Genomic DNA, 10,473 nt, shown 5'->3' with positions numbered 1-10,473 from the left:
GAGAGACGAGTCCTCCGTGCGCTCAGTGGCAAGAAGAGGAGAGAAAGAGAGGGGGGGGGGGGCACGAAGACCACACACCCCCCCCCCCCACCACACAGAAGCCGCTGCTACTGGTCGCGGTACATCTCAGCGACCAGGAACGCCAGGTCCAGCGACTGGCTGCGGTTGAGCCGCGGGTCACAGGCCGTCTCGTACCGCTGGTGCAGATCGTCGACGAAGATCTCGTCGCCGCCGCCCACGCACTCGGTGACATCGTCGCCGGTCAGCTCGACATGGATACCGCCCGGGTGGGTGCCCAGGCCCTTGTGGACCTCGAAGAAGCCCTTGACCTCGTCCAGCACATCGTCGAAGCGCCGGGTCTTGTGGCCCGAGGCCGCCTCGAACGTGTTGCCGTGCATCGGGTCGGTCACCCAGGCCACCGTGGCTCCGGACGCCGTGACCTTCTCGACCAGCGCGGGCAGCTTGTCCCTGACCTTGTCCGCGCCCATCCGGACGACGAAGGTCAGCCGGCCGGGCCGGCGCTCGGGGTCGAGCCGGTCGATGTATGTGAGCGCCTCGTCGACCGTCGTGGCCGGACCGAGCTTGATCCCGATCGGGTTGTTGATCCGCGAGGCGAACTCGATATGCGCGCCGTCCAGTTGGCGGGTGCGCTCACCGATCCAGACCATATGGCCCGATACGTCGTACAGTCCGCCGGTACGGGAGTCGACCCGGGTCAGCGCCGACTCGTAGTCCAGCAGCAGCGCCTCGTGCGAGGAGTAGAACTCGACCGTGCGGAACTCGGCCGGGTCGGTGCCCGCCGCCTTCATGAAGTTCAGCGCGTTGTCGATCTCGCGGGCGAGCTGCTCGTACCGCTGGCCCGAAGGGGACGACTTCACGAAGTCCTGGTTCCAGGCGTGCACCTGGCGCAGATCTGCGTAGCCGCCGGTGGTGAAGGCGCGGACGAGATTGAGGGTCGCGGCGGACGCGTGGTACATCCGCTTCAGCCGCTCGGGGTCCGGGATCCGGGCCTTCTCGTTGAAGTCGAAGCCGTTGACCGAGTCGCCGCGGTACGACGGCAGGGTCACGCCGTCGCGGGTCTCGGTGCTCTTGGAGCGCGGCTTCGAGTACTGCCCGGCGATCCGGCCGACCTTCACCACGGGCACGGACGCCGCGTAGGTGAGGACCGCGCCCATCTGGAGGAGGGTCTTCAGCTTGTTGCGGATCTGATCCGCGGAGACCGCGTCGAACGCCTCCGCGCAGTCGCCGCCCTGGAGCAGGAACGCCTCGCCCTTGGCGACAGCCCCGAGCCTGGCGCGGAGCTGGTCGCACTCGCCGGCGAAGACGAGCGGCGGATAGCTCTCCAGCTCCGCCACGACGCCGCGCAGGGCCTCCTGGTCCGGATACTCCGGCTGCTGGGCTGCGGGCAGGTCTCGCCAGGACGGCTCGTAGGTCGCGGAGTTCTCAGCGTTCACTGTCACGCGCCCCAGATTACGTGGTCGCGCGGTGCGGTACGGGCGGCTCTCACAGTATGGAACGTGAACCTTTGCCGTCCCGGCCCTGCTCAGCCGCCCTGTGCACCCGGGCTCGTGCGTCCCCGTGCGTTGGGGCACGTATGTCCCGTGCGTTCGGGCTCGTACGGTCGGGCCCATCCGCTCCGGCTCCCGCGCTCCATGCGCTAGGGTGCCTGCCATGCTCGCGCTTTCGCATCAGACCTGGTGGTGGACCGCTCGTCCGGCGGCCCACTGATTCAGCGCGCAGCACGAATCGCGAAGGCCGCCCGAGGGGCGGCCTTCAGTCTTTTCCGGGCCGGTGGGCGGGCCGGGGAGAAAGCGGCCGTTCCTCCTCCCCTCTCCGGAAGGAACACCGCAGATGCCCGAGAATCCGCTCGACCGCCTCACCCACGACGGCTGCCCGCCCTTCGCCCTGCTGCGCCGCCGCACACCCGGCCGCGCGCACGACACCGTGGAGCTGCTGATCGGCCCGGTGCACGAGGCCGCCCGGCTCGCCGATCTCCCCTGCGGCGACACCCCCGCGCTCGCCGTGGTGCCCTTCCGGCAGATCAGGGAGCGTGGCTTCGACGTACGGGACGACGGGACGCCGCTGTCCGTGCTGGTCGCGGACGAGTCGTACGAACTGCCGCTCGCCGAGGTGCTCGACCGGCTGCCGTCCCACGCGGTACAGGTCGAGGACGGCGCGTTCGATCTCGACGACGAGCGGTACGGGGAGACCGTACGGCGGGTCATCGAGGACGAGATCGGCCGGGGAGAAGGCGCCAACTTCGTCATCCGGCGCACCTTCGAGGGCCGGATCCCCGGCTTCTCCCGGGCCGACGCCCTCGCCCTCTTCCGGCGGCTGCTCGCCGGGGAGCGGGGCGCGTACTGGACCTTCGTCGTCCACACTGGGGAGCGCACCCTCGTCGGGGCGAGTCCCGAGGTCCATGTCCGGACAACCGGCGGGACGGTGGTGATGAACCCGATCAGCGGGACCTTCCGCTATCCGCCCGAGGGGCCGACCGTGGAAGCGCTGCTGGACTTCCTGGGCGACCGCAAGGAGACCGACGAGCTGTCCATGGTCGTCGACGAGGAGCTGAAGATGATGTGCACGGTCGGCGACCGGGGCGGGGTGGTGATCGGGCCCCGGCTCAAGGAGATGGCGCATCTCGCGCACACGGAGTACGAGTTGCGCGGGCGGTCCTCGCTCGATGTGCGCGAGGTGCTCAGGGAGACGATGTTCGCCGCGACGGTCACCGGCTCGCCCGTGCAGAACGCCTGCCGGGTCATCGAACGCCACGAGGCAGGCGGGCGCGGCTACTACGGCGGTGCGCTCGCGCTGATCGGGCGGGACGCGGGCGGCGCGCAGACGCTCGACTCGCCCATTCTGATCCGTACCGCGGACATCGGCCGCGACGGCGGGCTGCGGGTGGCGGTCGGCGCGACGCTCGTACGCCACTCACGGCCGGAGAACGAGGTGGCCGAGACACACGCCAAGGCGGCGGGGATGCTGGCGGCACTGGGCGTACGGCCCGGCCGGCCGCACGACACGTCCGGGCGCCCGCGGCTCGCCGACGACCCGAGGGTACGGGCGGCACTGGACGCACGGCGGGCGGACCTGGCGCCGTTCTGGCTGCGGATGCGGACCGGTCCCGCGACGCTCGCCGGGCACGCGCTGGTCGTGGACGGCGAGGACACGTTCACGGCGATGCTGGCGCATCTGCTGCGGTCCACGGGCCTGGAGGTGACGGTACGGCGGTACGACGAGCCGGGCCTGCGCGAAGCCGCGCTCGGGCACGAGGGCCCGGTGGTCCTGGGCCCCGGCCCGGGCAATCCCACAGACTCCGCAGCCCCGGCCGACCCGAAGATGCGGCTGCTGCGCTCTCTGGCGGCCGGGCTGCTGGGTGAGCGTCGGCACGGGCTGCTCGGGGTCTGCCTGGGCCATGAGCTGATCGCGGCGGAACTGGGCTTGGAGCTCGTACGCAAACGGGTCCCGTACCAGGGCACACAGACCAGGATCGACCTGTTCGGCCGCGAGGAGACGGTCGGCTTCTACAGCAGCTTCACGGCCCACTGCGACGCCGAGGGCGTGGCGGAACTGGCAGCGCACGGCGTCGAGGTCAGCCACGCCGGCCCCGAAGTCCACGCGCTACGAGGCCCGGGCTTCGCCTCGGTCCAGTTCCACCCGGAATCGATCCTGACCCTGAACGGCCCGCAGATCGTGACGGCGCTACTGACGGCGGTCGCGGTACGCGCGTAGGGCCCGCGGGGCCGTCCTCAAACGCCGGACGGGCTGGAATTGCCAACCGGCGCCGATCGGCGACATCAAGCCCGTCCGGCGATTGAGGACGAACCGGCCGGCCGGGCGGGCCCGGTTAGCCGAAGAACACGCTCACCTCTTCGTACAGTTCCGGCCGCACCGTCTTGAGCTGCGCCGTCGCCTCAGCGATCGGCACCCGCACAATGTCCGTCCCCCGCAGCGCCACCATCTTCCCGAAGTCCCCGTCCCGCACCGCGTCGATCGCGTGCAGGCCGAAGCGCGTCGCCAGCCAGCGGTCGAAGGCGCTCGGGGTGCCGCCGCGCTGGACATGGCCCAGGACCGTCGTCCTGGCCTCCTTGCCCGTACGGCGTTCGATCTCCTTGGCCAGCCACTCGCCGACGCCCGACAGCCGGACATGCCCGAACGAGTCGAGCGTGCCGTCCTTCAGAACCAGATCGCCGTCCTTCGGCATCGCGCCCTCCGCGACGACCACGATCGGCGCGTACGACGCCTTGAACCGCGAGGTCACCCACGCGCAGACCTGCTCGACATCGAAGCGCCGCTCCGGGATCAGTATCACGTTCGCGCCGCCGGCCAGCCCGGAGTGGAGCGCTATCCAGCCCGCGTGACGGCCCATCACCTCGCAGACCAGGACGCGCATATGGGATTCGGCGGTGGTGTGCAGCCGGTCGATCGCCTCGGTGGCGATACCGACCGCGGTGTCGAACCCGAACGTGTAGTCCGTGGCGGACAGATCGTTGTCGATGGTCTTCGGCACTCCTACGCACGGGACGCCGAACTCGTCGTACAGCCGCGCCGCCACCCCCAGCGTGTCCTCGCCGCCGATCACGATCAGCGCGTCGACCCCGTGCGCGGCGAGGGTCTCCCTGATCCGGCGGACCCCGTCCTCCGCCTTGAGCGGATTGGTGCGGGAGGAGCCGAGGATGGTGCCGCCGCGCGGCAGGATGCCGCGCACCGCGGGGATGTCGAGCCGTACGGTGTCGTCGTCCAGCGGGCCGCGCCAGCCGTCCCTGAACCCGGTGAACTCGTACCCGTACTCCTGGACGCCCTTGCGTACGATCCCGCGGATGACCGCGTTCAGCCCGGGGCAGTCGCCGCCCCCGGTCAGTACTCCGACTCGCATGGAAAGCACTTCCCTTCGCCGTCGGTGGGGTACCCGGGCCACAGGCGGGGTGACTCAGGTCACTTCGGCATGGTGCGCGGGAGGCGTCACGTTGCACCAGAGGTCGGACCGAGGTGGTTGCACCGGATCCGCCGGGACGGCCGGTTCCGGAATGTCCCGGGCCGGTTCAGGCGTCGTGTTCCGGTCATGATCCGGTCATGATCCGCCTGCGGTCCGGGACGTGGTCCCGACGCGGTCACAGCGCGGTCTCACGCGGCGGTCTCACGTGTCGTCGAGGCCGCGTTCGATCGCGTAACGGACCAGTTCCACCCTGTTATGCAATTGTAGCTTTCCAAGGGTGTTCTGCACGTGGTTCTGCACCGTTCGGTGGGAGATGACCAGGCGCTCCGCGATCTGCTTGTACGAGAGTCCCTTGGCGACCAGCCGCAGGACCTCGGTCTCCCGGTCGGTCAGCCGAGGCGCCTTGGGCTCGTCCGCGGCGGCGGGCGCGGGGTCGGAGGCGAGCCGCCTGTACTCCCCGAGCACCAGGCCCGCGAGGCCGGGGGTGAAGACCGGATCGCCCTCGGCCGTACGGCGCACGGCGTCGGTCAGCTCTTCCGTACTGGCCGACTTGAGCAGATAACCGGTGGCGCCGGACTTCACCGCCTCCAGCACATCGGCGTGCTCGCCGCTGGCGGAGAGGACCAGCACCCGGAGGCCCGGGATGGAGCCGACCAGATCCTTGCAGACCTGGACGCCCGGCATCCCGGGCAGATTGAGGTCTAGGACGAGCACCCGGGGAGCGGCCGCCCGTGCGCGGCGCACCGCCTGCGGGCCGTCCCCGGCCGTGGCGACCACCGCGAAACCGGCCGTCTCCAGATCGCGGGCGACCGCGTCCCGCCACATGGGATGGTCGTCGACGACCATCACCCTGATCGGCCCGTGAGTCTCTTCTTCGTCCGCCGCGCCCTGCCCGCTCATCGTTCCGCCTTCCCCCGTACCTGTGGTGCCCGCGGTGCCCGTGGCACCCTCAGCTCGACTTCCGTGCCCTGGCCCGGCACGGAGACCAGCTCGGCCGTGCCTCCCAGCTCGCGCAGCCGGCCCCGGATCGACAGGGCGACACCGAGGCGCCCCTCCCCCTCGGCCTGGGCGAGCCGGCCTTCCGGAATGCCGGGGCCGTCGTCCCTGACGGTCACGATCACTTCCTCCGGCCAGTCCTCGACCAGGATCCAGGCGCGGGCACCGGCGCCCGCGTGTCTGCGGACATTGTCCAGTGCGGCACTGACAGCGGCCGTCAGTTCCCTGGCCGCGGCCGGTGGCAGCAGTACGGGGGCGCCGGGCTCGGCGAAGGTGACCTTCGGTCCGGTGTACGGGGCGAGCAGCGAGCGCAGATCGCACGGTCCCTGATCGCCGTCCGGCCCGCCGTCGCGCTCTTCCGTATCCGTACGTACGGCCGCTCCCGGCGCGGCGGCCCCGGAGGCGGCCCCGTAGGCATCTTCAGAGGCGTCTGAGGCATCTTCAGGGGGACGGACCGCGGTGACGAGTCCGCTGGAGACCAGGGTGCGCAGGGCGATCTCCTGCTCCCCCGCCAGCCGGCCCAGTTCCGCGGCCTCGCCGCCCAGCGCCGTACCGCGCCGCTGCACCATGGCCAGCACCTGGAGCACGCTGTCATGGATGTCCCGGGCCAGCCGCTCCCGTTCCCGGGTCGCGGCCTCGATCTTCAGGGCGCGCGCGAGGGTACGTTCGGAGGCCCGGGCGACCTCGACGACATAGCCGATGGCGATGGAGGCGACCCAGACGAGCAGCACGTTGTGGAGGGTGTCCCGGCTGGGGTGGCCGCGCTCCACCAGATTGGCCGCGGCGACGAACGAGGAGGCGACGCCGGCCCAGCGCCAGCCGCCCTTGATCGCGAAGGCGAGGACGGAGCCCGCGGTCCATATCGACGGCAGGGTGGGCGCGTCGATCTGCTGGGCGTCCGTGTCGGCGAGCGGGGTGAGCAGGATGCCGGTGAGGGCGACGGTGAGATCGACGACCAGGAAACGCTTGGTGCAGCTCTCGGCGTTCGCGACCCTGGGGAGGGTGGCGAAGGTCCAGACGGCCAGGACGGCGAGGAACGCCTCGGCGATCCAGGGGCGTTCGAAACGGCTGGGCTCAAGGACGAAGATCAGGACCGCGTAGAGCATGGTGAGGGGCCGGTAGAAGGTCAACGCGCGCCACAGCGGCTGCTCGACCGACATACGCCGCTCCCCGCGAGGCGCGGCGCGTCTCCAGCGCGCGATGAGGCCGCGCTTCCAAGGTGCCGCGAAGCCGTCTGTCCAGCGCGCCGCGAACCCCTGCCGACGGTCGATGGTCCTCTCCCCCCTGTGAACACTCCCCGTTGTGGATCTGCTCCGAGCGGATCAGAGGATCTGCCCGCGCGCGGATCACTCGCCGCCGGTGCCCCCGCCGGTGCCCGCCGCCTTTGCCTGTTCGGCGAGTTGGCGCTTGGCCGCCGTCGCGTAGATGTCCACGTACTCCTGACCCGAGAGCTTCATGATCTCGTACATGACCTCGTCGGTCAGCGAGCGCAGGATGAAACGGTCGCCCTCCAGGCCCTGATACCGGCTGAAGTCCAGCGGCTTGCCGATCCTTATCCCCGGACGCATCAGCTTGGGCATGACCTGGCCCGGCGGCTGGATCTTCTCGGTGTCGATCATGGCGACGGGGATCACGGGCGCGCCGGTCGCCAGCGCCACCCGCGCCAGGCCGCCGGGCTTGCCGCGGTAGAGACGGCCGTCGGGCGAGCGGGTGCCCTCCGGGTAGATACCGAAGAGTTCACCGCGCTCAAGGACCTTGATCCCGCTCTGGATCGCGGCCTCGCCCGCGCCGCGCGCGCCCGAGCGGTCCACCGGAAGCTGGCCGACGCCCTTGAAGAAGGCGGCGGTGAGCCTGCCCTTGATACCGGGCGAGGTGAAGTACTCGGCTTTCGCGATGAAGGTGACCTTGCGGTCGAGAACGGCCGGCAGGAAGAAGGAGTCCGAGAACGAGAGATGGTTGCTCGCGAGGATCGCGGGACCCTCGGCGGGAATGTTCCCGAGGCCCTCCACCCAGGGCCTGAAGGCGAGCTTCAGGGACCCTCCGATGGAGAACTTCATCGCACCGTAGATCAACTCGAATGCCTCCTGTCGCGCTGTCGGACAGACCTTAACGCGTGGCGGGCGGGTGCCGCCCTTCCGCTCCTGCCCGGCTCGTACCCGGTCCCGCCCGGCTGTTTTCCACAGGGGCCGGACGGATCTGGTCGGTGTCGGTCCGGTCGCGTACGGTGAAGTACACCTTCCGAACCTCACGAACAGGAGACCCCGGTGCCGGTCCTTCCAGGAGCCGAGCCGTACCGCCATGAGGGCGGCGAGGTCGGCGTCCTTCTCTGTCACGGATTCACCGGTTCCCCGCAGTCGTTGCGCCCCTGGGCCGAGCATCTCGCCGGGCACGGGCTCACCGTGTCCCTGCCGCTGCTCCCGGGCCATGGCACCCGCTGGCAGGACATGCAGCTCACCGGCTGGCAGGACTGGTACGCGGAGGTGGACCGGGCGCTGCGGGAGCTGCAGGAGCGGTGCCGCCAGGTCTTTGTCGCCGGGCTCTCGATGGGCGGGACGCTGGCGCTGCGCCTCGCCGCGAAGCACGGCCCGTCGGTCGGCGGGGTCATGGTGGTCAACCCCGGGATCGCGACGCATGGAGCGGCCGCCCGTCTCCTGCCGGTCGTCCGCCATTTCGTGCCGACGGTCAAGGGTCTCGCGGGCGACATCGCCAAGGAGGGGGTCACGGAGCTGGGGTACGACCGGGTGCCGCTGCACGCGGCGTATTCCTTGCGGAACTTCTTCGGTCTGGTGGACGGGGCGCTGCCCCAGGTGACCCAGCCGCTGTTGCTGCTGCACAGCCCGCAGGACCATGTCGTACCGCCGGAGGACTCGGCCAGGATCCTGAGCCGGGTCTCGTCGCGGGATGTTCGTGAGGTCCTGCTGGAACAGAGCTACCACGTAGCGACGTTGGACCATGACGCGGAGCGGATTTTCGAGGAGAGTCTCGCGTTCATCGGCCGCCTCGCTCCGAGTGTCGTCCGGCAGAAGGGGAGCACCAGCGGTGGCTGAGCATGACGCGGACCGGGAGCCGCAGCCGATCGACGAGGACGCGGCCTGGGCGGCGATCGTCGCGGGGTACGGGGAGGAGCCGGCGGATCCGCCGGGCGCAAAGCCGTTCAAGTCGGTGGACGATCTGGCGTTGCTGGAGAGCGAGAAGAACAGCTCGGGGCCGGGCGCCGGATCCGATCCGGAATCGACGGTTCCGCCTCCGGGGTCCATGCCCGAGAAGGAGACCAAGGAGATAGACGACGGGAAGCCCGTGCTGGGCGGCTCGGTCGTCTTCGCGCCCGGGGTCGGCGGCGCGGGTCCGCGTGACTACGCGGTGCAGGAGCCGCGGGAGGAGGACTTCGACGAGGGCGACGAGGGGCATTTCGTACCGCCGGAGCCGCCGCCGCTGCCCGAGTCCGATGTGACGGCCAAGTTCGCCTGGCTCGCCGTGGTCGGCGGTCCGGTGCTGATGCTGATCGCCGTGCTGCTGCAGTGGGACATGACGTGGTGGCTCACGACGATCTGTGTGGGCGGCTTCCTGGGCGGCTTCGCCACGCTGGTGGCGCGGATGCAGCAGGACGACGACGAGAACGACGACCCGGGCCGCGGCGCGGTCGTCTGAGCCGCCCGGATCGGGGGTGGCCGCGGGGGTGGCCGCGGGGGTGTACGGGGAGGGCGGGGGCGGGGGCGGGCAGTCCGGCGAGGGGCCTCAGGACGATGCCGGTACGCGGAGGGCGGCCAGCACCGGAAGATGGTCCGTCGCCGCCCTCAGATCGGCCTCGGTGATGCCCGGCAGCCCCCGGGGCACCCCGCAGCCCAGGACCTCCACACCCCCGGTGGCGAAGACCGCGTCGATGCGCTGGTGGGGGTGGTCCGGGGTCGAGGTGTATTCGTCGCCCCAGGGCTTCGCCGTCCAGCAGTCCTGGAGTTCCCCGGCCAGCAGCCGGAAACTCCGGCCGTCGGGGCGGTCGTTGAGGTCTCCGGCCGCGATCGCGTGCGGTACGTCCATGGCCTTGAGGCGGTCGAGCAGCGTCTCGGCCTGCGCGTACCGCTCGTCGGGCCGCAGGCTGAGATGGCAGCTCAGCACGCCGAGCCGGGCCTGTCCGATCCGTACCACCGCGGTCGCGAAGCCGCGCCGGTGCAGACCCGGGGTGAGCGGCAGCAGGATGTCCTCGGTCCGCTCGACGGTGGCGCGCAGGGAGCAGAGCAGCAGCGGCCCGGAGGCGGTGGCGCCGCCGCTGAGGACGACGAGATCGGTCCGGGCGGCCAGCCAGGCGGCCCGTTTGCGCCAGCGGAAGAAGCGGGGCGCTTCCTGGATGAAGACCAGATCGGGAGCACAGGCCCGGATGACCCGGGCCAGCGCCTCGCGGTCGTCACGCATGGAGCGGATGTTGTAACTGAGCACCCGGATCACGGCCGAACCGTCCGGCTCGGTAAGGGAGTCGGGCAACGGGGACATCGCCATCCCCTCAAGATACGGGACCGCAGTACTTCACCGGGCCCGCCCGGCTGCCG

The 10,473-nt window shown here is 70.7% G+C and carries 9 protein-coding genes; 3 read left to right on the top strand and 6 right to left on the bottom strand.

Annotation, left to right across the window (positions count from 1 at the left end; genetic code table 11):
• Nucleotides 1-107: 107 nt before the first annotated feature.
• Nucleotides 108-1,460, bottom strand: a complete 1,353-nt coding sequence (locus tag ACFU9P_RS10715; protein ID WP_376385072.1) for a class II 3-deoxy-7-phosphoheptulonate synthase — start codon at nt 1,458-1,460, stop codon at nt 108-110.
• Nucleotides 1,461-1,851: 391 nt separating this feature from the next.
• On the opposite strand from ACFU9P_RS10715, the gene ACFU9P_RS10710 reads away from it, so the two are divergent.
• The gene (locus ACFU9P_RS10710; RefSeq protein ID WP_384078615.1) at nt 1,852-3,732 is read left to right on the top strand and encodes an anthranilate synthase family protein; all 1,881 of its coding nucleotides are present in this window, start codon (nt 1,852-1,854) and stop codon (nt 3,730-3,732) included.
• Nucleotides 3,733-3,847: 115 nt separating this feature from the next.
• On the opposite strand, the gene ACFU9P_RS10705 is transcribed toward ACFU9P_RS10710, so the two are convergent.
• The 4 genes from ACFU9P_RS10705 to ACFU9P_RS10690 form a co-directional block, all read right to left on the bottom strand.
• Nucleotides 3,848-4,876: a 6-phosphofructokinase gene (locus ACFU9P_RS10705; RefSeq protein ID WP_376385066.1), complete on the bottom strand. Its 1,029-nt coding sequence runs from the start codon at nt 4,874-4,876 to the stop codon at nt 3,848-3,850.
• A 261-nt stretch (nt 4,877-5,137) separates the two neighbouring features.
• Nucleotides 5,138-5,836, bottom strand: a complete 699-nt coding sequence (locus tag ACFU9P_RS10700) for a response regulator (protein WP_384078613.1) — start codon at nt 5,834-5,836, stop codon at nt 5,138-5,140.
• Nucleotides 5,833-7,092, bottom strand: coding sequence for a MacS family sensor histidine kinase (gene macS, locus ACFU9P_RS10695; RefSeq protein WP_384078611.1), 1,260 nt, complete (start codon nt 7,090-7,092; stop codon nt 5,833-5,835). Before macS ends, ACFU9P_RS10700 begins: the two co-directional genes overlap by 4 nt.
• Nucleotides 7,093-7,278: 186 nt before the next feature.
• The gene (locus ACFU9P_RS10690; protein ID WP_384078609.1) at nt 7,279-8,004 is read right to left on the bottom strand and encodes a lysophospholipid acyltransferase family protein; all 726 of its coding nucleotides are present in this window, start codon (nt 8,002-8,004) and stop codon (nt 7,279-7,281) included.
• A 192-nt stretch (nt 8,005-8,196) separates the two neighbouring features.
• Between ACFU9P_RS10690 and ACFU9P_RS10685 the strand changes: the two genes are divergently transcribed.
• Together ACFU9P_RS10685 and ACFU9P_RS10680 are read left to right on the top strand one after the other, a co-directional pair.
• Nucleotides 8,197-8,979 carry an alpha/beta hydrolase gene (locus ACFU9P_RS10685; RefSeq protein WP_376385055.1) on the top strand — a complete coding sequence of 261 codons (783 nt, stop codon included), beginning with the start codon at nt 8,197-8,199 and terminating at the stop codon, nt 8,977-8,979.
• Nucleotides 8,972-9,580 carry a hypothetical protein gene (locus ACFU9P_RS10680; protein ID WP_384078607.1) on the top strand — a complete coding sequence of 203 codons (609 nt, stop codon included), beginning with the start codon at nt 8,972-8,974 and terminating at the stop codon, nt 9,578-9,580. Before ACFU9P_RS10685 ends, ACFU9P_RS10680 begins: the two co-directional genes overlap by 8 nt.
• A gap of 87 nt (nt 9,581-9,667) precedes the next feature.
• On the opposite strand, the gene ACFU9P_RS10675 is transcribed toward ACFU9P_RS10680, so the two are convergent.
• Nucleotides 9,668-10,423, bottom strand: coding sequence for an endonuclease/exonuclease/phosphatase family protein (locus tag ACFU9P_RS10675; RefSeq protein ID WP_376385050.1), 756 nt, complete (start codon nt 10,421-10,423; stop codon nt 9,668-9,670).
• Nucleotides 10,424-10,473 lie beyond the last annotated feature (50 nt).

This window comes from Streptomyces sp. NPDC057617 (assembly GCF_042800555.1).
Taxonomy (GTDB): domain Bacteria; phylum Actinomycetota; class Actinomycetes; order Streptomycetales; family Streptomycetaceae; genus Streptomyces.
This window is presented reverse-complemented; position numbering and strand designations above follow the sequence as displayed.

Bases quoted from the DNA above. Each gene is read 5' to 3' on its own strand.
- ACFU9P_RS10710 (WP_384078615.1), top strand. From the start codon at position 1,852: ATGCCCGAGAATCCGCTCGACCGCCTCACCCACGACGGCTGCCCGCCC.
- ACFU9P_RS10705 (WP_376385066.1), bottom strand. From the start codon at position 4,876: ATGCGAGTCGGAGTACTGACCGGGGGCGGCGACTGCCCCGGGCTGAAC.
- ACFU9P_RS10700 (WP_384078613.1), bottom strand. From the start codon at position 5,836: ATGAGCGGGCAGGGCGCGGCGGACGAAGAAGAGACTCACGGGCCGATC.
- macS (WP_384078611.1), bottom strand. From the start codon at position 7,092: ATGTCGGTCGAGCAGCCGCTGTGGCGCGCGTTGACCTTCTACCGGCCC.
- ACFU9P_RS10675 (WP_376385050.1), bottom strand. From the start codon at position 10,423: ATGGCGATGTCCCCGTTGCCCGACTCCCTTACCGAGCCGGACGGTTCG.